Source organism: Thiohalocapsa sp. (assembly GCF_022340605.1).
Taxonomy (GTDB): Bacteria; Pseudomonadota; Gammaproteobacteria; order Chromatiales; family Chromatiaceae; genus Thiohalocapsa.
In genome coordinates this window covers 1-21,011 of record NZ_JAJDNQ010000154.1, presented here as the reverse complement: position 1 = coordinate 21,011, position 21,011 = coordinate 1, and the positions used below count along the sequence as shown (strand labels likewise).

Here is a 21,011-nt window from a genome sequence, read left to right as displayed (position 1 = left end):
TCCCCCACGCTTCGCCGACGGCCCGCCGCTGCATTCGGGCATTCCCGGTCATCCCGCGTTACCACGCAGAGTGCACTCCTTCGCGATGCTCATATGAACATAATTCATATGAACGCATCGGGAAGGCTCTCAGATGGCCTTTCAGTGCCCGCCGCGCCTATTGTAATCTCACCAGATGCGAAATCAGGATCGCACTGACTCGTTTGGTCGTGCAGCCGTCATTATGATCCGGCGCTCTCCTTCAACATCAAGAACCAAAATCGATTCCTCATCCTAGCACTACATCGATGCGCATTTCCGCCAGCTACAATTACCCCAACGGGGAGGAGCACTTCCTTGCGTCCGTCAGGGCCGTGCGGAGTGTCATCGACCACATCTCAGTCGTTTGGCAAGAAATCTCGAATGCGGGAGAACCGATAACCGCCAACGCTCGCCAGGCGTTGCAGGCAGCGGTGGACGAGGGCCTCGTTGACGAGACCATCTCCTATGCACCAGATCTCTCGGTGACTCGCAGGCAGAACGAAACCACGAAGCGTAGGCTTGGCCTCGAGGCGGCACGTTCCGCCGGTGCAACGCATTTCTTGTCCCTCGACACAGACGAATTCTATCGGCCCGCCGAAGTCGAGAAAGCCCGACGCTTGATAGCGCAAGAAGGTTGGGAAAGCACGTCCGTGTCTAGCTTCCTTCACGTGCGCCGCCCGGTCTGGCGATCCCCAGACCTGACACGCTGTTGCTTCATTACCCGAATTCAGCCCGGTACGCAAATTGGCGTCCGCGATTTTCCGAGTCCATATGTTGATCCAACCCGTCGTATGACTGCCCGCGCGGAAACGCACTATCATTTTCCAGTTGAAGCCGTCGCAATGTATCATATGAATCTGGTTCGGCGTGACCTAGCTCAGAAATTACGCAATTCATCAACCACGGATCCTGCCTTTCTTGATGAAGTTGCCAGCGCCATTGCAGCTTGGTTGCCGGGAACACCACTCGATTTCCCGAGAAAGGGTGCGCTGCATTTTGACTACGTTCAGAACGAGTTCAACACGTACGATCCCCGGGATGGCCAAATGGCACGCCCTTAAGGAGACCTCGATTTATTCGAGATGTCCACAAGCGAGCTCTGCCAGATGTGTGGCAGCGCTAAGAGTTGCAGTCAATCCCGCCGACATTGGATGGTCCGCATTGGCATGATCATCAACGCACTTGGCTTCTGATCGCATTCGTACATAAGATCCGGCTGGATGGTCTGAAACCGAGGGGTGACAGCATGGGCGAGAATACGGCGAGCGTATCTTCGGCGCTTATTATCACGAACCATTTGTTCAGGTGGGCGGGCTCTGAACTGGTTGCCATCGAGTTTGCCGAGGAACTGGTTTCCCGCGGAATCCGTGTCGAGTTATTTGTAACATCAGCAGACCCCGGTTTCATCAAAGACATTTTTGGGGATCGGGTAAGGCTCCATGCGAGCGAGCACACGGTCGATCTCCAAACAATCGATCTGGTCTACGCCCAGCATCATGTTTTTCCGCTGCTTCTAAACCTTGCATTAGATGGCGACAAAGTGAACAGGTTCCCGTTCCTCGTATGGAATCATCTTTCGCCATTTGAGCCGCTGGAATTGCCGGGGCCATTCGTCGAGAAGCACCTGGCTGATGTTATCCTTTCGAACAGTCTGGAGACCCAATCGAAGCTGGCCGAGTTCGGGGTACCGTTCACGGATGCGCGGCTCTGGCCGAACCCTGCGCCACGGGCCTTTGGTCGTTATCCGGCGTCTGACAGGGTGGAAGTTGATCTGCTGGCAGTCTCGAACCATCATACGAGAGAACTGCTGGATGCCTTCCGCCTGCTCGAAGAGCGAGGCGTCAGGGTCCGGTTAATAGGCGAGATTGGCGCCAAAGAGCGTGTCACGCCTGAGAAGATAGCCTCGGCCGCAAGTGTCGTTACCATCGGTAAGACGGTGCAATATGCACTACGTGCCCGCCGCCCCGTATATTGCTATGGGCCGCATGGCGGGGCCGGTTGGTTGAGCACGACCAACTTCGGAGCGAGTAGAAGGGCGAACTTCTCTGGCCGCTCTCATCCGGCAAAGAAATCGGCGGAGCAGATCGCCGAAGAGTTGCTGGCTGGCGCGCAGGCTGCGACCGAATTCGCAGCCGGCTTAAATTTGCCGAGCCTCGATTTCTGTCTGGAGCTTCTGGTTGACGATCTTCTTGAGCAGGCCCGGGTGACGAGAGCCGACCCGGTATGGCAGCGTCACAGGTTGCAGTTCCTGTCAAAAGCTGAGACCAAGCAGGCGATCGCTTTGGAGAGCAATCTTTGCGCAGGAGTTAGGAAATTCTATCTCAAGGCTAATCGGGCGCTCGACAAGCAGGCCAAGAAAGATAGCGGCAATCCGGAAAGATCATAGGGTGGCGCATGATGCTCTTGGAGCCTCTTTCCACCCGTCTGTTCCCAAAGAACGAAGGAGCGACGGGGTACCGTATCACGGGGCTGGCGTCGCGCTGCGACTGGGTCATCCTGAGTGACTACAAGTCGCCGACGCTGCATTTACACAGGAATCGCGATACGGAAAGCCCGAGTCATATTTTTCTATCGCTGCGCTCGCCTTTTGCTGCAATTCGCTACTTCGCCGATTGCGTATTACCGGCGTTGACTTCTGATTTCGTCCTCGTGACCGGTTCGGAGGACGTCACGCTGCCCCATCAGATAGATGCCCGGTTGCGTCCATTCAACACGGAGGAGGAAAGAGCGATTGCCAGGATTCTTGGTCATCCCGGTCTCGTGCATTGGTACGTGGAGAACCTGGATGACGAAGGTCTGCCGAAATGTTCGCCGATCCCGCTCGGGTTGGTCTTTCCGGATGGGGGTGCTTCCAGCATAACGGTACCGGCAAGTCCGCGACTTCGTGGGCGCGACCTTAGGGTCCTTTGCGCACACCGGCATCGGGAAGGGCGGCAATGGGAGTCGCGTCGGGAGGTGTCGCGATTTGCAGCGGGGCCGTGGTATTCGTTCTGCACGACGCCTGAAGGTGAGTTACCGCAGTCTGAATTTCTCGCGGCGATGGAAGCGCACGCTTTTGTTGTCTGTGTAGAGGGTGGTGGACTCGACCCATCACCGAAGGCCTGGGCTGCCCTGTTGCACGGAGCCATTCCAATCATACGTCGCACGGCGCTTATGCCGGCCTATGCGCGCTTGCCCGTAGTCTTCGTTCAAGCGTGGCGGCCAGAGGCAATTGACGCGTCCAGGCTATGCAAATGGCGCGATGATCTGTCCGTCTGGTTCGACGATCGCTGCCGAAGAGAAGAAGTCATTCGCCGGCTGGGACTTGATTACTGGTGGTCGTATATTGAGAGGGGCAAGCCGATCCGGACAACAGATGGCATTGCCGTAATGGATGGGTAGCGAATCAAAAATAGGTTGGACAAAGTATGCTGTCGTTGTCGTTGTCGTTGTCGTTGTCGTTGTCGTTGTCGTTGTGGTAGCGGAGGACAAAATGCAGTGCGGACATGAGAAAGTCGATGTCCATCGGGCGTCTATCCAGTACGTGGCTTGGGCGTAAGACGTGGCCAAGCGTTTGGGTCAGAATACGAGGTCGTTCCGGTAGGCCGCAGGCAGACCGCCCTTGCGGTACTTCGCCAGTTCGTTCTCCAGGTGGAGATCGAATGCCTCATGCCCCATAGCTTCGTATGCCTGCAGGAATCGCCAGACGATGTAGTTCGTGCGCGGCTCCGGCAGAGACTCACCTCTCTGATACGCCACGGACTTGAAAGCCGACCCCACGCGCTCGAACAGTTTCAGTATCTCCGCATCCGTTGTCCTTTCTGTCGGGGCCATGGCGTGCCGACGAGCTGCGCGCCGGTAGCCGTCCACGATCAGCCGTGAGCCGCGCTTGACCCGGTTCCCGCGCAAGCGGAGCTTACGCACCCGATCGATGACGCCTTCCGCGGCGTAGAGTGCGACCGACGGCTTCATAATGGCGGCGATCAGCAGTCCCGCCGTCAGATAGCCCGCCACGGTCAGCATGGCGCCTGTTAGGCCGTATGCGGCGAAAAATATCGCCGGTAGAACGATCCAGCCGGCGGCGCCCGCGAGCACGGCGCCGCGTCGCCACTGGCGGGGAACTGGCGGCGGCGAGGCGGGAAGGGAAAGCACCTTCGTGATCACGTCGAGGGTGAGAAATGCATTCCCGATGGCGAACATCAACGCGATGATCGGAAGTACGCCGCGACTGACTGATGCCATGGAGACAGGGGGCTCGCCAGGCCCCCCGTCCGCCCGCGGAGTCGTTGCATTCCCCGCGGGTCCGTCTGTCTGCGCCGTTGGTGCCGCGCGCGGCTCCGTGTTGGTGTCGCCGGTCTGTGCGGTCTTGACGTCATGCTGACAAGCTTTCCAGACGGAGTTGATTGCGGCCGCGCTTCCCGCGAGGCTGAACACATACGCGCCATCGGGGGTTGCGAGACGCAGGATGCGCGCGCGCTTCAGCGCATGAAACACCGGAGGCGGTGCCTCGTAGACGCCAATGTCACTGCCCGAACCCGAGGACAGAATGAAGTCCTCATCACCTACCGTCATCGTGATCTGGCGGGTGGGTAGGATATGTCCTTCGCCGTCCGTCAGCATCAAGTCCGCAGTGTAGCAGCGTTGCTCCAGGGGAAAGGCAATTGTCAACGCGCGGTCCGGCCGCCCCGTTGCGGATATCCACGCCTTGGCAGATGCCCCGCCTGCCGCTGGTTTCCATGTCCACTCGTCGTCCGCACGCGCTTGCGCGCATGTCACGTTCTGAGCGAAGGCGGCGCACAGAAACATCCAGGAGATCAGTGGCGCACGAGTACCCATGACGGTCTGGTGTCTATTGGCCCAGGTGAATGTGCACGCAGGGATGCCGCGTGCGCTGTCGTGGGAGCTCCGTGCTCGCGGCAGGGTGCCCCGGAGGCTGCATTTTACAGGACCGGATGAACCCGCCGCCTTCGCGCTGTGGCCACCATCCGTCGCTCTGCGAGGCAAGGGGCGCGGATGCGGCCCCGAATTGTGGACGCCGGCTTGGCCGGCAGCGCCGCTACGGCCGCGCCTGCGCCGTCTCGTAAGCCTTGCGCACCGGGTGGCCCGGTGGATAGGTCCGCACCGCGGCCACGGCGGCGTTGCTGATGTCTCCCTCGCTGATGTTGCGCAGAAGCTGCGCGGTCTCTGCTTCGGTGTGCCTGAGGTAGCCGACCTTGGCGATGCAGATGTCGATCAGGTCCCGGCCGGCATCGTCGTAGCAGTTCGATGCGCCGCACTTGCCCTGCGGCCCCAGTTCGGCCTGCACCTGCGCGATGCAGGCGGCCCACTCAGTATCGCTGGCATAGCGCACAGGAGCCTCCGCTGTCGGTGCCATGACGCAGCCGCCCGGCAAAAACAGGGCAAGCAGTATGGGGAGCGTCCTCATCGTCCTCATTGCGCATACCGGTAGTCATTCCGTACCGCGGTCGTGCCTCCGTTTCTCGATTCAAGTGTAGACGTAGCGGCGAAGATCCCCCTGCCGCGGGAGCCGTCGAGGGAATGTGACGGTGCTTCACTTGGCGCAAATGACTGATGCCCAGAGCCGAAAGGCCCCGTATCCCGCGCGGCACCTTGCTTGGGCGACCGCTGTCGCACGGATGGTCTACGCTTACGAAGCATTCAGGCCGGCGCAAGGGGTTGGCCTCGTTCCGATGCTATGCCGGCCTTGCTCACGAAGCGATAACCCCCAACGTCCCCGCGATCCGTCTGGAGCGCTTCTCGTTCGGGCGATGAACATGCGTGCCCCCACAACCGAAATACGGTCGTCTGTTCGTTCGGTGCGACATCGCGCCATCCCCGTCATGCTGATCGCCTGCGCGATGGCGGCAGCGAGCGCGGATCAGGTCGCGTCTCCGCCCGCGAACTCTGCTCCCATCCAGCGGCCTGCTTGTACGGCACCGACCGTCGAGACCGCGGACGGACCGGTCTGTGGCGCAGCAAGTATGGTGCGGGCCGCCGACGGCAGCGGCGTCCGCCCGGTCGACGCCTACCTCGGGATTCCCTACGCCGAAACGACGGCCGGTGAGCATCGCTGGCGGCCGCCGATTCCGGCGGCCGTGCATGCCGGCGTGCTCAACGCGACTGCATTCGGACCGGCATGTCCGCAGGTCGACCTGTCCGCGCAGAAGGCGTCACAGAGCGAAGAGTGTCTAAGCCTCAATATTTGGACACCGCGGCGGGAACATGACGACGGCACGACTAGCCTTCCGGTCATGGTGTTCATTCATGGCGGCAGCTTCGTCGCGCAGAGCAGTGCACTTCCCCTCTATGACGGGCGGCACCTCGCGGCAAGCGGGCGGGTCGTCTTTGTCAGCATCAACTACCGTCTTGGCGCGCTGGGCTTCTTGGCGGGCATCCATGGCCTCTCCGGCAATTACGGATTCCTCGACCAGCAACGCGCGCTGCAATGGCTTCACGACAACATTGCGCGGTTCGGGGGCGATCCCGACCAAGTGACGCTCGTTGGTCAAAGCGCGGGGGCGATGTCGGTCGGTCTCCATCTGGAGTCGGCAGGCAGCCGCCCGCTGTTCCGCGCTGCCATCATGGAGAGCAATCCATACGGCATCCCGTACAAGACGCTGGAGGTTGCCCGCCCGTTCGGAGAGGGGTTCGCGCTCGAGTCCGGCTGTCTCGACGATGTGTTGGACTGCCTGCGGGGCAAGTCCGTGGAAGACATCCTGTCGGCGCAGTCATCCATACTCGTCAAGGTCGCTTCCATGCTCGCCGGGTTCGCGGGAGAGCTTGCATGGGCGCCGGTGATCGATGGCGATGTCATTCCGGGGCAGCCGGTGACGGCGATGGCCGAAAAGCCACTGCTGCTGGGTACCAATGCCAACGAGGGTGTGCTGTTTGCGTCCGGCGAGCAGCTCGATTGGCTCGGCAAGGTCGAAGTCCCCGAGGTGCTCTACGGCGGCTTGGTGGAGTTGCTTTTTCCGCCGCGGGCGCGGGCTGAAATTCGGGAATTGGCTCGCTATCGGCCGGTGGGTGGTGACGATACCGCTGCGATGGCACATCTGGTGACGGACTATCTTTTTCGGTGTCCCAATCGCCTGGTGTCGTTGGTGGCCGCGGCACCGGTGTACGCGTATGAGTTCACCCATGCCCCTTCCTTCAACGTCTGGCCCCGGGTGCCGCTGTGCGCACCAAAGACCGGGAACGTCTGTCATGCCGCAGAGCAGCCGTTTGTCTTCGGCAATCCGATGCCGGTCCTGCGGCAAGCGGAACCGACGGGCGATCGGTTCACCCCTGCCGAGCGCGTGCTTTCCGAGCGCGTTGCCGGCTACTGGATCAGCTTCGCGGAAGCCTTGAATCCGAATTACGCCGGCGCGCCGGCGTGGCCCGCCTTTACCGAAGAGGCGCGCTCTTGGCAGATCCTGAATACGTCGATCACGAGCGAACAAAGCCTACATGCCAACTGCCCGTTCTGGGATTCGGTGGGCTACGATATTCCGGGTGTATTCACCCGCATCGTCGATGGGCTGAAGCGGTGAGCGCGCTCCTGCGGCCGCGGTTCGTGTCGTACAACCGCGCCGGAACGGCAGTCGAGCGGAGCTGTGCGTACGCGCCTTGGCCCTCGGCCCTCGGCCCTCGGCCCTTGCTGCATACCGGGTTTCGATCGACGCGTCACTCGCCGGCCATGCCGGTGTCGATATGAGGCACAGCGCCTCCCTAGGCATGCTCTAGCGGCAGGGTCGTCAGCACCGGGGTGTCGGCGGCGGCCGGATCGAACGCCAGCTCCAGCAGCCGGTCGGCGACGAAGCCGGGTGAGCTGAAGGCGTCCTTGGCCTTGAGGTCGAGGAACTTCTGCACCCGCGGGAACTGCTCGGGCCTGCTGTTACGGATCATGGTCTGCATGTCCGTGTCGATGATGCCCGGCGCGACCGCATGCACGCGCAGGCCGTGGTCGGCCTCTTCGAGCGCGATGGACTCGCTCAGGCGGTCGACGGCCGCCTTGCCGGCGCAATAGGCTGACCAACCGGCGTAGGCGTTGCGCGCGGCACCGGAGCTGATGTTCAGCAGCACGCCGTCGCCGCCGCGCGCGTGCAGGTGCCGAATGAAGGCGCGGCTGCCGTTGAAGACGCCCACGACGTTTACTTGGATGTTGAGCGCGAGCTCTGCCGGGTCGTTGTCGCGCAGCGGGCCGATGGGCGCCAGGAGCCCGGCGTTGTTGATCCAGAGATCAACCTGCCCGAAGCGCTCCGCCGCCGCGGCGCAGAGCTGCTCCATGGCGTCGGCGTCGGTGACATCGGCGGCCTGGGTCAGCACTCGGCCCGCGTCGCCCGCAAGCTCCGGGCGGTGCCGCGCGCAGGCGGCGACGTTCAGGCCACGCTCCAGGAAGCGTTCCGCCAGCCCGGCACCAAGGCCGCGGCTGGCGCCGGTGATGACGGCGACCTTGCCGGTGAGATCGATCATGCGTGCTCCTCCGGGAATGTGCTTTTCGCGTTGTGCTGCCCGCCGTGTCGCAGCGGTGACCGACGGGCCGCTGCCGTGCCGCGGCGCTCAGGCCCGCGCCGGCGCCCGTCGCGTCAGCCACCAGGCCGCACCCGTCACCAGCACCGCGAGCGCCAGCAGTCCGAGGCCGATGGCCGGGCTGCCGAGCGCCTGTGGGCGCAGCAGCATGGCGATGCCCAGACCCAGCATCATGACGCCGGAGAGCAGCTTCAGCACCCGCCCCTCGCGCTCGCTCAGCTTGCGGGCGCCGAGGGTGAAGGTGAAGGCCAGCACGATGATCGCCAGGGGCACCACGTAGATGACGTTGTAGAGCACCAAGTAGGCGTAGTAGCTCCAGCCGGAGAGCTCGTGCAGCGTCAGCACACGCGTGTAGACCATGGGAAAGCCGGCCGTGCATAGGAGTTCGTAGCTGTTTGCCGCCAGTGCAAGGGCCACGGTGCCCACCAGCATGGTCGGCAGGCTCTCGGCGTTGAGCAGCCCGCGCACGCGGTGGTACAGACCGGGCTTGGCCTGGTCGGGCAGCGACAGGCTCGGCCCCTGCTGGAACCAGAAGAAGTCCTTGACGTTGAGGGCACCGATCAGCACCGCGACGATGCCGGCGATGGCGGTCACCACCGGCGCACCGCCCACCACCAGGAACAGGTTCAGCCACGCGGCCATGAACAGGAAGTAGACCAGCCCCGAGAAGAACACGAAGGTGCCGCCCACCAGCAGCATGCGGGCGCGGCTGCGGGCGTGCACCATCAGGCTCAGCAGGAACAGGAGCACGAAGAAGGCGCAGGGGTTGAAGGCGTCGAGCCCCGCAATCACCAGCGTGAACACCGGCAGCGACAGGCTGACCGCGTTCACGTCGCCCAGCACCGGTACGTGCAGCGGCTCCGCGGCGGCGGCGGAGATGAGTCCGCCGCCTCTGCCCGAACTTGCCGCGGCGTTTGCGGCGGCCCCGCCGGACGCCTCCTGGCCGGCCGTTGTTGTGCCGCCGCCCCCGGCCGCGTCGGGCTCGCCCGCGGACACCGCCGGCCGGCATAGCTCCGCCAGCTGGCGGAGCTGTGCGCCGGTACCGCCGCTGTCGTCCCACCCGGTCAGCATGCGCTCGCAGATGAAGAACGCCGGCACCGAGCGCGCGTCACGGCCGAGCTGCTTGGCCATGCTGACGTAGCGGGCGACGTTGGCCCGGCTCTCCGTGATCTCATAGGAATGCAGCCTGAGCCAGGGCAGCTCCGCATCCAGGGCGCGGATGTTGGGCAGCGCCTTGCGGCAATGGGGGCAGGACTTGGACCAGAAGAAGTACAGGTGCACCACGGCATCCGCGCCGCTGCCGCTGACCCAGTTGATGCCCCTGGCATTGCCGCTGTCCGCCGCGTCCGCCGGCACCGCCAGCAGCAGCATCGACAGCAGCGATACCGCCAGCAGCCACAAGCTGAATCCGCGACGCGGCCGCGGGCGGCGTCCGCATGGGCGCCCTGACTCGATCTTGCTGCTATGACAATTTGAATCGATTACCCGGAACATGCTTCCCCCTGACCAAACGGGTGGTGCTACGATGCCAAGCGTGCCTGCTCAAGGCATCCGTCGGCAATGATCTCGTGCCAACATTCGGCAGTGGCACGACCTGCCCGGGGCGCGTCACTATGTACGACCCGCAGAGCGTTCGGTCAAATACCCGGCATCCCCGCCGGTGTCGGCTCATCTCCGCCGTGCTGTGGGGGGCCGTGATCGGGGCGGCCGTGAACGGGGCGGCCGCGCTGGAGGCTGTCGCCGCGGAGCCGTTCCCCGGCCCGGGCGGTGTGGCCGCGGGCGCCGGCCCGGCACCCCCTGACGAGGCAGGCTTCGCCGCTGCCCGCCATCGGCTGGTGGACGGCATTGAGCGCGATGTCATCAGCACCAGCGGCTATCTCGGCACCGACCGGCTGGACCCGGCGGTGATCCGCGCCATGCGCAGTGTGCCGCGCGAGCAGTTCGTGCCGCGCCGGCTCTGGCCCTATGCCTATCTCGACAGCCCGCTGCCCATCGGCAGCGGTCAGACCATCTCGCAGCCCTACATTGTCGCCGTCATGAGCCACCTTGCGGGCGTCAAGGCGGGTGAGCGCGTCTACGAGCTCGGCACCGGTTCCGGGTACCAGGCGGCGGTGCTGGCGGCCATGGGTGCGGAGGTCTACAGCGTCGAGATCGTGCCGGCGCTCGCCGCACGCGCCGCGGCCACCCTGGCGCGCCTCGGTTACGACAAGGTTCACGTGCGCGCCGGCGACGGCTATCTCGGCTGGCCGGAGGCGGCGCCCTTCGATGCCGTGGTGGTCACCGCCGCGCATCCGGCGATTCCGCAGCCGCTCATCGACCAGCTCAAGGTCGGCGGACGCCTGGTGATGCCCGTCGGCGACACCGACGAGACTCAGCGGCTCACGCTGCTCACCAAGCAGCCGGACGGCAGCCTGAAGCGGCGCCGGGTGCTGCCGGTGCGCTTCGTGCCCATCACCGGTGACGGTGCCCGTGGCGTCAGCCCGCCGGACGGTGCCGGCGCCGAGGATTCCGCGCGCTAGGCCCATGGCCGCTGCGAACGGCAACCTTGGCGCCGCCGCAGACAGGCACCTGCACGATCGCCTGCCCGGGCACCTGCTGCCTGCCTACGTGCGCAATCCCCGGCCGCTTGCGCTGCGCTGCGGCGTGCAGCACTACGGCTGGGGGGATAAGACCTTCATCGCGAACCTCCTCGGGGCGCCGAGCCCCGCCGAGCGGCCGCAGGCCGAGCTCTGGATCGGCGCCCACCCGGACCTGCCGGCGAGCGCCTGCCTGGCTCCGAGCCACGGGGTGCCACTCGATTGGGTCATCGCCGCCGCGCCCGACGCGGTGCTCGGTGCCGGGACCGCGGCGGCCTTCGGCGGCGAGCTGCCGTTCCTGTTCAAGGTGCTGGCGGCGGCGATGCCCCTGTCCATCCAGGCGCATCCGAACCGTGCCGAGGCCGAGCGCGGGTTTGCGCAGGAGGAGCGCCTCGGCATCCCGGCCGACGACCCGACGCGCAACTACCGCGACCGCAACCATAAGCCTGAGCTGTTGGTGGCGCTGACGGACTTCCATGCCCTGCGCGGCTTCCGCCCCCTGGAGGAGATCGCCATCGAGCTGGCCCGCTACCCGGTGCTGGCGGGCCTCGGGGCGCAACTGGACGGCTCCGCCGCAGGGCTGCGCCGTCTCTATGCCGATTTCATGCGCCTGCCGCAGGCGGACGTGGACGCCCTGCTGGGGCCGGTGCTGGTGCAGAGCCGGCGGCGGGCGAACGACGACTCCGATCCGGGCCGGGAACGCTGCCGCCGGCTGCTGCATGCCGATGGGCTGTTCTCCGCCGGCGGCCACCACGACCGGGGGCTCCTGTCCTTCCTGCTGCTGAACCTGCTGCACCTGCGCCCGGGCGAGGCCATCTATCTGCCCGCTGGCGAGCTGCACAGCTACCTCGAAGGCGCCGGATTGGAGCTGATGGCCAACTCCAACAACGTGCTGCGCGGCGGGCTGACGCGCAAGCACATCGACGTGGACGCCTTGCTGGAGGTATTGCACGTGGACCCGCACGACCCCGAGATCATCCGGCCCCGATCGGAAGCGGGGCACCCCGACGTCCTGGCCTACGACACACCGGCCGCCGAGTTTGCGCTGCGGCGGCTGCGGCTGCCCGCCAGTGCTCGGCACGAGATCGCGCCCGACTCGGTGCTGCTCGGGCTGGTGGTGGAGGGGGCGGTGGAAATCAGCGGCGCCGGCACCGTACTCGCGCTCGCGAAGGGCGGATGCTTCCTCTTGCCTGCCGGTTGTGCTGCATGCATCCAGGCGGGCAGCGACGCGGACCTGGCGCTGGCGACAGTGCCGGATGCGGCCGGGCCTGCGCTGGTGAATGGGGCTTCGAGGCCGGGCAAGCATTCGGCGTAGATCGGGCTGGGGAACGGAGCCCGACGGGGCTGCCGACATCACCGCGTCATTGTCGGGCCTCCTGCGTCGGCCCGACCTACACGCTCACCGTCCGCGGCGCGGTCGCGGCACCGCGGATGCCGCTCCTCTACACTGGATTTTGCGGCACCTCGACTGTGCAACAGTGCGCAAATCCCGAGACCATCTCAAGTCGTTGTCGTTGTCGTTGTCGTAATCTCAGAGCTGTTCGAATATCCGATGACGACTCCGATTACGACAACGACAACGAGGGAGCCCGATTTCGGAATTTCCGCAGCGAAGCGCTAGAACAACTCGTCCATCACCCGCGGTGCACTGCGCCGTGGCGCGCTCGCGCTCCGGCTGGCCGAGGCGCTCGATGACCGGGACGACGAGCCGCTGCCGGATGCGGCGGCATACTTAACCGGCTCCGGCCCCAGCGTCATCAGTTGGTATTCGCTGCGGATGTACTCCACGACACCACCGCCCTTCGATGCGGCGCCGGTGGCCGAGTTGACACGCACCGCCACCATGCCCTCGGGACGTTTGATCTTGGCGATGGGCTCGCCCTCCAGCGCATCGACCATGAAGTCGATCCACATGCCGAGCGCGGCGGTGCCGCCCCACTCGCCGTGGCCGAGGGGGCGATTGTCGTCCATGCCCACCCAGGCAATGGTCACGAGCTTGGGCGAGTAGCCCGCGAACCAGGAGTCGCGCGCATCGTTGGTGGTGCCGGTCTTGCCGGCGATGTCGGATCGGTTCAGCCGCAGCGCGCGGCGCGCGGTGCCGATCTTGACCACGTCCTTTAGCATGGAGTCCATGTTGTAGGCGATGCGCGGGTCCAGCACCAGCTGCGCGAGCGGGCTGCCGGCCTCGTCGAGGCCCGTCACCTCGGCCTCGTCCTGCTGCGACTCGAGCCAGCAACTGACGCAGGCGCGCGGGGCCTTGGCGTCGTAGAGCACGTTGCCCTGGGCGTCCTCGATGCGCTGCACGATGTACGGCTCGACCTTGTAGCCGCCGTTTGCGAACACGGCATAGCCGGTTGCGAGCTGCAGCGGCGTGGCGCTGCCGCCGCCGAGCGCCAGGGCGTAGTTGCGGGGCAGGTCCTCCATGGTGAAGCCGAAGCGCTGGATGAAATCGCGTGTGTAGTCAACGCCCATCCGGTCGATGAGGTTGACCGCCGCCAGGTTGCGGGACTTGGCCAGGGCGATGCGCATGCGGATGGTGCCCATGTACTTGCCGTCGGCGTTCTTGGGCTTCCATCTGCCGAAGCTCCTTTGCGTATCGCTCATCAGGCTCGCCGGCGTGTAGCCCTTGCCGAGGGCCGCGGAATAGAGGAAGGGCTTGAAGGTGGAGCCCGGCTGCCGGTGAGCGTCGGTGACGCGGTTGAACTTCGACCACTCGTAGGCGTAGCCGCCGGAGATGGCACGGATGGCGCCGTCGGTGGGGGACAACGCCACCAGCGCGCCGCCCACCGTGGGTACCTGGGCGAGGATCCAACTGCCCTTGCCGTTCTTGCGCATGCGGATCACGTCGCCGGCGGCGATGACCCCGTCCACGCGTCCGCGGCGCGGGCCGCGCCAGTTCGGGTTCTTGTACTCGCGCATGTGGTTGACTTGCCAGAGCTTGAGCTCGCGGGTCTTACCATCGCCGAGGTAGATGTTGGCGCTGGAGGCGCCGGACTCCAGCACCACGCCCACCGGCAGGCCAGGCACCTCCGGGCGCCCTTCGAGGTACTCGTCGAGCTGCTGTTCACTCATGTCGGCGACATCGTCGAGGTGATCCTCGGGCCCGTGATAGCCGTGGCGGCCGTTGTACGCCATGAGTCCTCGACGCAACGACGTGTCCGCCTCCGTCTGGAGCTTCTCGTCGATGGTGGTGGTGACCCGCAGGCCGAGTTGATAGGCCTTGTCTTTCCCGAAGCGGTCCACCATCGCCTGGCGGGCCATTTCCGCGGCGTAGCCGGCTTGGAACTCGATGGGCGGCACGTAGGCCGTGGCCGTGACCGGCGAGACCCAGGCCATGTCGTGGTCCACCTGATCGATGAAGCCCAGCTCCAGCATGCGGTCCAGGATCCAGTCGCGGCGCTGGCGGGCGCGCTCGGGGTCCGCAAGCGGGTTATTCGCGGACGGCGCCTTCGGCAGCCCGGCGAGCATGGCCATCTGCGCCAGCGTCAGCTCGTCCAGCGACTTGTTGTAGTAGAACTCGGCGGCCGCGGAGATACCGTAGGCGCGGTTGCCGAAGAAGATCTTGTTCAGGTACAGCTCCATGATCTGCTGCTTGGTCAGCGCGGTTTCCACGCGCATGGCCAGCAGGATCTCGGTGAGCTTGCGCTTGACGGTCTTTTCCGGCGTGAGGAAGAAGTTGCGCGCCACCTGCATGGTGATGGTGCTGCCGCCCTGCGTGGCCTCCCCGGCTTGCAGGACCGCGTAGGCGGCACGGGCGAGACCGACCAGGTCGATGCCGCTGTGCTCGTAGAAGCGGCTGTCCTCGGCGGCGATGAAGGCGTTGACCAGATCCGGCGGGATATCGTCGAAGGAGACGGCGCGGCGGCGTTGTACGCCGTACTCGGCCATCAGTGAGCCGTTGGCGGTGTAGATGCGCAGCGGCTCCTCCAGCTTCACCTCCATCAGCGCGTCCACGTCCGGCAGGTCGGCCTCGAAGGTGTACAGCAGCGCCGCGACACCAATCAGGCCAAGCAGCGCCGCGTCCATCGGCAGCGCCAAGGGCGTGGCCACGACGCGCGCAAAGGTGCCGAGGATGCCGAAGAAGGCGCCCGGACGCCGCTTGCCGTTGCGGCCATTGCGCGAGCGCTTCGGCTTGCTCCGGGCGGCGCGCCGCGCGGGTTGCGCCTGCGCGCGCTGCTGGCCTTGCGTCGCGGCGGGCTCAGTGCCCGCGGCCGGGGACGATGCGGATGTCGGGTCGGAGCCGGGCGGGGTGCCGGCAGAGTCGTTTGGTGTTTGCAAGGCTCTTGACCGCTCGAAGCTGGACCGGATGTGCGGGACGCCCTGACCGCGGGGTCGGGCATGTGGCTGGTTGTGTAGCCGGGTGTGCGGCGGCTGGCGGCAGCCGGTTGAGCCCGGTGTGCCGCGGCGGCGGCGCTCAATTCTTTGATTCTACATTAGGTGTCGGCGGCCGAGCCACGCCGGCACCGACCGTCGGGAAGCCGGATGTGCGGCCGGGGCCGACAGCGTTCGCGCGGCGTGTGCGGCTGGACCGCCGCGGGGTGGCTTCGGCCAGGATGCGATCAGGTAAACTGCCATTCCCACACAATCGTTGGAGCATTGCCTTGGCCCAGACGGCACGCGCCATGACTGCCGCCGGCAGCACCCGCGAGAGACTCCTCGAGGCGGCCCTGGAGGTGTTCGCGGAACGCGGCTATGAGGCCGCCACCATCCGCGAGATCTGCAGTCGGGCCGGTGCCAACGTGGCGGCGGTGCACTACCACTTCGGCGACAAGCGCAAGCTATATCAGGCCATCTACGGCACGCTGTTCGAGACCCTGCGCCAGCGGCGCACCGACTTCCTGCCCGCCGATGCGCCCGCCGGGGAGCGCCTCAAGGTGTACATCCGCGCCTTGTTCGAGGAGATCTTCTGCAGCGCGGGCAACAGCGACCGCCAGGTGCAGCTCAGCACCATCTACCTCTCGGAAATGGCGCATCCCAGCGAGGTGCTGGATCGCATCGTCACCGAGCACCTCGAGCCGGACGCCCGGGAGCTCTACAGCATCGTCGCCGAGTTGCTCGGGTGCGCGCCGGACGACCCGAGCACCATCGACTGCGCCGCCAGCGTGATCGGCCAGATCCTCTACTATCATCACGCCGGCCCCATCGTCAGCCGCCTGCACCCCGGCCGCCCGCCCGTGCCGCAGCGCCTGGACGCGCTGGTGGAGCACGTGTGGCGCTTCGCAATGGGTGGAATCGAGCGCTGCGCCGGCCATCGGCCGTAGTCGCGGGAGCGCCGAGCCGCACGCGGCCGGAAAGCGCCTTGGGCGCGCACCTGGGGGCGTGCTAAGACGAGAGCGGCTCCGGCAGCTCCGACGGCCGCTCGCCACGCGCCAGCATGGCGTCGAAGGGGTCCGGCGCGTTCCGCTTGCGCCCGACATCGGCGAGGCGGCTGAGATAATCCTGCCATAGCGGCTGCCAGCCACGGCCGAGCTTGTACAGGTATTGCCAGTCGTAGAGGCCGGACTTGTGGCCGTCGTCGAAGACGATCTTCACCGCGTAGCTGCCGATTTGCTGCATGTCGCGGATGTTCACGTCTTCCTTGCCCACCTGGAGCCTGGCCTGGTCGGGCGTGTGGCCGCGCACCTCGGCGGATGGCGAATAGACCCGCAGGTATTCGCAGGGCAGACGGAAGTGGGCGCCGTCGTCGAAGGCGATCTCCAGCACGCGGGACTGCTGGTGGAGATTGAGCTCGGTGGGGAGGGGGTGCTTATCCATCATGGTTCTTGAGGTCGTCTCGGCGCGGCGCCTTACCAGTCCTCGGCCAAGCCGCTCATCTCCGGCCAGCCGCAGGAGTGGCGCTCTACCAGGCCGAGCATCATTTCCAGGTGGCGCGGGTCGTCGTTGAGGCAGGGGATATACCGATATTCCTCGCCGCCGGCCTCCAGAAAGTACTCGCGATTCTCGACGTCGATCTCCTCCAGCGTCTCCAGGCAGTCCGCCGAGAAGCCGGGCGCGATGACGTGCACCGACTTCACGCGGTCCGCGCCCCAGAGCTTGAGTGTCTCGTCCGTGTAGGGCTGCAGCCACTCGTCGCGGCCGACGCGGGACTGGAAGGACACCAGCCAGCGGTCCTCGGGCAGTTGGAGCTGCTCCACCACCATGCGCGCGGTCTTGTGACAGTGGCAATGGTAGGGGTCGCCGGCCATGAAGTAGCGCTTGGGAATGCCGTGGAAAGAGAACAACAGCCGCTCCGGCTCGCCGTGCTCCTGCCAGAAATTGCGAATGCTGTTGACGATGGCATCCACGTAGTTGGGATCGTCGTGGTACTGGTTGATGAACCGGAGCTCCGGTAGCCAGCGCCAGGTGCTCAGCTCATCGGTGACCGCATCGAATACCGAGGCCGTGGTGGTGGCCGAATACTGCGGATAGAGCGGCAGTACCAGGAGCCGGCGCACGTTGGCCTCCTTGAGCCGCTGCAGCGCCTCGGCGACGGACGGCTTGCCGTAGCGCATGCCGAGCTCGACGCGCACGCCCTTGCCGAAGCGCGCGTCCAGGAGCGCCCGCAACCCCTGCGCCTGGCGCTGAGCGACGTCCAGCAGTGGCGAGCCGCGCTCGGTCCATACGGCGGCGTAGGCGCGCGCGGAGCGGCTTGGACGCACCCGCAGGATGACGCCGTGCAGCACCAGCCACCAGACGGGGCGGGGCATCTCTACCACCCGCGGGTCTTGCAGGAACTCCGACAGGTAGCGCCGCACCGCGCTGGGTGTCGGGGCGTCTGGGGTTCCGAGGTTCAGCATCAGCACGCCCAGGGACTCGGGGGTGCCGTGCTCGAAGCCGGGCACGTTCTTGTATCGCATGATATCGGGGACGTCGGATTTCCCTGCGTTCCGTAATGGTAATGGACGGACGGGCTCGGGGCGGATGGTCGGTACCCGCGTCGGCCGCGGGCACACGGCGAATAAACGACTGAACAACGTTACGTGGCTGTCAGGCCGCTGTCACTTGGTGAAAGATCGGGGCTAAGTGGGCGCAAACAATGGATTCCGCCGCTCGTCGCACTCGCGTTGGTGTCGGCGTGGATTGTGAGCCGCGGTGGCTGGTACGTCGTTGCGATTTTCCGGGTGCCCGCGGCGCGGATGTGCTTCGGCCCATGTCCGGGCAGGGCGTGTCGGCTCGCGACGCCCAGACTGGAGCAGGTGGCAGTGCGCGGCGATCTTCTGTCATGCCCAGCTCGCCGCGGTGTCGTGCGGCTCGCCGAATGCTACCGGCCGCCGAGCAGGCCGTCCGCGAGCAGCCCCTCCAGGTGCCGTGCCACCGCCTCGTCCGCGTGGCCGCCCGCGCGCGGCAGGTGCGGCAGCGCCGCGTGCAGCCGCGCATCGGCGTTGTCCATCAGCAGCGCCAGCCCGCCGCCGTCGGCAATGAGTTGGAGCATCTCCAGGTCATTGAGCCCGTCGCCATAGCAGACGACGTCGGCGCTCGTGAGCCCGATATCCGCGAGCAGCCGGGCCAGCGCGGCGCCCTTGCTGACGCCGGCGGCCATGACCTCCAGCGTCTGCGGCAGCGAAAAGGTGGTGCCGAGCGCATCGCCGTGGCGGGCGAGGATCTCGGCTTCCAGTGCCACCAGGTGGTCGTGCTCGCCGTAGTAAAAGACCTTGAGCACATTCGGCCCGTCCGGGCCATCCAGACGCGCGAAGTCCGCCACCTGGTAGCGGAAGCCCGAGTCCTGGTGGTAGCGCAGCAGGCTCGGCTCGGCCTGCTCCACCAGCCAGGCGTCGGTGAGGAAGACGTTGGTGTGCACGTCGCGGAATAGCGGGTCGCGCAGCAGAAAGCCCAGCGGTTCTCGGCCCAGGCAGGTGGCCTGAAGCAACTGCCCGTCCGCGGTGTTCACGGCGGCGCCGTTGCAGCTGATGAGGCATTCGGTCTGACCCTGCGCGGCGCCTGTCCCGGGGCTCCGTTCGCGGTCGTCGTCGGCGCTGTCGATCGCGGAGGGGACGCCGCTCCCACGAGGGCGCTCGTCGCTGCGCTGGCCGGCCTGGTCGCCCGCGGGCTCCGCCAGCAACCGGGCCAGCACGCGGATGTCCATGAAGTGCCGCCCGGAGGCCAGCACCAGGTCCGCGCCCGCCGCGCGCACGCGGGTGAGCACGCCCCGCGTATAATCGCCGAGGCGGTGATCCGGCCCCAGCAGGGTGCCGTCCAGGTCGGAGACCACCAGCTTGTACATCGCGATTGCGGCATCGTGCGGGCTGCATCGAATGGCGCGCAGCATGGGCAACGCGGTCGCCGATGTCCAGCGGCGGCGCCGGAGCGCCGGGCCGAATCGGCCGCATCGGTCGACGAATCGCGCCCGTCCCTTCCGCACTCAACCGTACCGGCACCACCCGCCCCGTCCCGAGAGCCCATGTCTTTACTGGCCCAGTTCCTTCTTCCCCGCCGCGTGCGGCTAGTGCACCTATGCGGAGGTACCGAGCCCACTCGCAAGACCGCCCGCGGCGCTGATCCGTGTCGCCCTCCAGGGCGACAGTGGCTCGCGCCGGGCAGCGAACGGCATCGACAATTCCAAGGCCGTGCACTAGCCGCCCGGCTCGCCGTACTCGCGTTGCTGTCGGTGCTGTTCCTGCTCCTTGCCGGCTGCGGCCCGCGCGAGCAGACCCTGGCGCTCGCGGGCAGCACCATGGGCACCACCTGGAGCGTGCAGGTCCCACACCCGGCCGCGGATCTGGATCAGGCCAAGCTGTACGAGGACATCAGCGCCGTGCTCGAAGAAGTGAATGGGCGCATGTCCACCTATCAGCCGAGCTCCGAGCTGTCGCGCTTCAACACGGCGACCACCACGGACTGGTTCCCGGTCTCCGCCGAGCTGGAGCGGCTGGTGGCCACGGCGCTCGCGGTGAGCAAGGCCACCGGCGGCGCCTTCGACGTCACTGTCGGTCCGCTGGTGAACCTGTGGGGCTTCGGTCCCGAGGTGCATCCGGACGAGATCCCACCGCAGGCCGACATCGATGCCGCGCGCGCCCGGGTCGGCTGGCACAGGCTCCACACCCGCGCCGCGCCGCCGGCGCTGCGCAAGGACCGGCCGGATCTCTACGTGGACCTCTCCGCCATCGCGAAGGGCCACGGCGTGGACCGCGTCGCCGAGCTGCTGGAGGGCAAGGGCCTCACGGACTACCTGGTGGAGATCGGCGGCGAGCTGCGCGGGCGTGGCGTCAACGCCCAGGGCGAGCCCTGGCGCATCGCCATCGAGCGCCCGGACCCGGGCCGGCGTGCCGCGCTGCGGGTGGTGGCGCTGACCGACCAGGCCATGGCCACCTCCGGCGACTACCGTAATTTCTTCGAGGTGAACGGCAAGCGCTACTCCCACACCATCGACCCCGCCACCGGCCGGCCCGTGGTGCACGACCTCGCCTCGGTCACCGTGGTGGCCGAGCGCTGCGGCGACGCCGACGCCTGGGCCACGTCGCTGCTGGTGCTCGGCCCCCAGAAGGGCATGGCACTGGCCAACAAGCGCGGCCTCGCGACGCTGTTCGTGGAGCGGTTGGCGCCGAAGGGCAAGGAAGAGGAGCTGCGCATCACCGAGAGCGCGGCCTTTGCGCAGGCGGCGGGCGAGCAGCAATAGCCCGCCCGGCGCTAGGGGTGGTCAGTCGCCCGCTACCGCGTCCCGCGCCTCCTCTAGCCCGGCGAGCCGGCGCCGGAAATGGTCCGGCAGATCCCTGTAATCCACGTGATTCTGCAGGGCCGTGGCGAGCCGCTCTGCGATCTCCAGTCCTTCCCGAAAGGCGGCGCGCGCGGCTTCCCATTCGCCGAGGGCCCGATCGGTGTTGCCGACGTTGTCGAGCGAGACGGACAGATCGCGCAGCGCCTCTGGCGTCTCGCCGACGCGGGCGAGGATGCGCCGGGCGATGTCGAGCGACTCGGCGAAGGCGGCGCGCGCGGCTTCCCATTCGCCGAGGG

General features: G+C 66.3%; 17 protein-coding genes. 8 read left to right on the top strand and 9 right to left on the bottom strand.

Annotated elements, in window-relative coordinates; all coding sequences use genetic code 11:
- Positions 1–287: 287 nt before the first annotated feature.
- The 3 genes from LJE69_RS19050 (at position 288) to LJE69_RS19040 (ending at position 3,402) form a co-directional block, all read left to right on the top strand.
- The gene (locus LJE69_RS19050) at positions 288–1,082 is read left to right on the top strand and encodes a hypothetical protein (RefSeq protein WP_296927640.1); all 795 of its coding nucleotides are present in this window, start codon (positions 288–290) and stop codon (positions 1,080–1,082) included.
- Positions 1,083–1,267: 185 nt separating this feature from the next.
- Complete coding sequence (locus LJE69_RS19045; protein ID WP_296927639.1) at positions 1,268–2,407, top strand: hypothetical protein; 1,140 nt, start codon at positions 1,268–1,270, stop codon at positions 2,405–2,407.
- Positions 2,408–2,415: 8 nt separating this feature from the next.
- Positions 2,416–3,402 carry a hypothetical protein gene (locus tag LJE69_RS19040; RefSeq protein WP_296927638.1) on the top strand — a complete coding sequence of 329 codons (987 nt, stop codon included), beginning with the start codon at positions 2,416–2,418 and terminating at the stop codon, positions 3,400–3,402.
- Between the two features lie 177 nt (positions 3,403–3,579).
- Here the strand turns inward: LJE69_RS19040 and LJE69_RS19035 are convergent, their stop codons facing one another.
- A complete protein-coding gene (locus LJE69_RS19035) occupies positions 3,580–4,836 on the bottom strand; it encodes a hypothetical protein (RefSeq protein ID WP_296927636.1) in 1,257 nt (418 codons plus the stop codon).
- Between the two features lie 220 nt (positions 4,837–5,056).
- Positions 5,057–5,350, bottom strand: coding sequence for a hypothetical protein (locus LJE69_RS19030; RefSeq protein ID WP_296927635.1), 294 nt, complete (start codon positions 5,348–5,350; stop codon positions 5,057–5,059).
- A 490-nt stretch (positions 5,351–5,840) separates the two neighbouring features.
- On the opposite strand from LJE69_RS19030, the gene LJE69_RS19025 reads away from it, so the two are divergent.
- Entirely contained in the window at positions 5,841–7,529 is a 1,689-nt protein-coding gene (locus tag LJE69_RS19025) for a carboxylesterase/lipase family protein (protein WP_296927634.1), read from the top strand.
- A 178-nt stretch (positions 7,530–7,707) separates the two neighbouring features.
- On the opposite strand, the gene LJE69_RS19020 is transcribed toward LJE69_RS19025, so the two are convergent.
- Positions 7,708–8,451 (bottom strand): SDR family oxidoreductase, encoded by a 744-nt coding sequence (locus LJE69_RS19020; RefSeq protein WP_296927633.1) that lies wholly within the window; start codon positions 8,449–8,451, stop codon positions 7,708–7,710.
- Between the two features lie 87 nt (positions 8,452–8,538).
- The gene (locus LJE69_RS19015) at positions 8,539–9,909 is read right to left on the bottom strand and encodes a hypothetical protein (RefSeq protein WP_296927631.1); all 1,371 of its coding nucleotides are present in this window, start codon (positions 9,907–9,909) and stop codon (positions 8,539–8,541) included.
- Between the two features lie 431 nt (positions 9,910–10,340).
- On the opposite strand from LJE69_RS19015, the gene LJE69_RS19010 reads away from it, so the two are divergent.
- Both LJE69_RS19010 and manA read left to right on the top strand, forming a co-directional pair.
- Complete coding sequence (locus LJE69_RS19010) at positions 10,341–11,027, top strand: protein-L-isoaspartate(D-aspartate) O-methyltransferase (RefSeq protein ID WP_296927648.1); 687 nt, start codon at positions 10,341–10,343, stop codon at positions 11,025–11,027.
- Between the two features lie 4 nt (positions 11,028–11,031).
- Positions 11,032–12,399, top strand: coding sequence for a mannose-6-phosphate isomerase, class I (gene manA / locus LJE69_RS19005; RefSeq protein ID WP_296927630.1), 1,368 nt, complete (start codon positions 11,032–11,034; stop codon positions 12,397–12,399).
- Between the two features lie 302 nt (positions 12,400–12,701).
- On the opposite strand, the gene LJE69_RS19000 is transcribed toward manA, so the two are convergent.
- Positions 12,702–15,362 carry a penicillin-binding protein 1A gene (locus tag LJE69_RS19000; RefSeq protein ID WP_296927629.1) on the bottom strand — a complete coding sequence of 887 codons (2,661 nt, stop codon included), beginning with the start codon at positions 15,360–15,362 and terminating at the stop codon, positions 12,702–12,704.
- Between the two features lie 323 nt (positions 15,363–15,685).
- On the opposite strand from LJE69_RS19000, the gene LJE69_RS18995 reads away from it, so the two are divergent.
- Positions 15,686–16,345 (top strand): TetR/AcrR family transcriptional regulator, encoded by a 660-nt coding sequence (locus tag LJE69_RS18995; RefSeq protein WP_296927628.1) that lies wholly within the window; start codon positions 15,686–15,688, stop codon positions 16,343–16,345.
- Between the two features lie 61 nt (positions 16,346–16,406).
- On the opposite strand, the gene LJE69_RS18990 is transcribed toward LJE69_RS18995, so the two are convergent.
- The 3 genes from LJE69_RS18990 to LJE69_RS18980 all read right to left on the bottom strand — a co-directional run bounded on the left by LJE69_RS18990 (position 16,407) and on the right by LJE69_RS18980 (position 19,284).
- Complete coding sequence (locus LJE69_RS18990) at positions 16,407–16,838, bottom strand: DUF971 domain-containing protein (protein WP_296927627.1); 432 nt, start codon at positions 16,836–16,838, stop codon at positions 16,407–16,409.
- A gap of 32 nt (positions 16,839–16,870) precedes the next feature.
- Positions 16,871–17,920, bottom strand: coding sequence for a ferrochelatase (hemH, locus tag LJE69_RS18985; RefSeq protein WP_296927626.1), 1,050 nt, complete (start codon positions 17,918–17,920; stop codon positions 16,871–16,873).
- A 404-nt stretch (positions 17,921–18,324) separates the two neighbouring features.
- Entirely contained in the window at positions 18,325–19,284 is a 960-nt protein-coding gene (locus tag LJE69_RS18980; protein WP_296927625.1) for an HAD hydrolase family protein, read from the bottom strand.
- Between the two features lie 384 nt (positions 19,285–19,668).
- On the opposite strand from LJE69_RS18980, the gene LJE69_RS18975 reads away from it, so the two are divergent.
- Complete coding sequence (locus tag LJE69_RS18975) at positions 19,669–20,676, top strand: FAD:protein FMN transferase (protein ID WP_296927624.1); 1,008 nt, start codon at positions 19,669–19,671, stop codon at positions 20,674–20,676.
- Positions 20,677–20,697: 21 nt separating this feature from the next.
- Here LJE69_RS18975 and LJE69_RS18970 read toward each other — a convergent pair.
- Positions 20,698–21,011: tetratricopeptide repeat protein (locus tag LJE69_RS18970; protein ID WP_296927623.1), on the bottom strand; the 314-nt coding region annotated here is incomplete at its 5' end.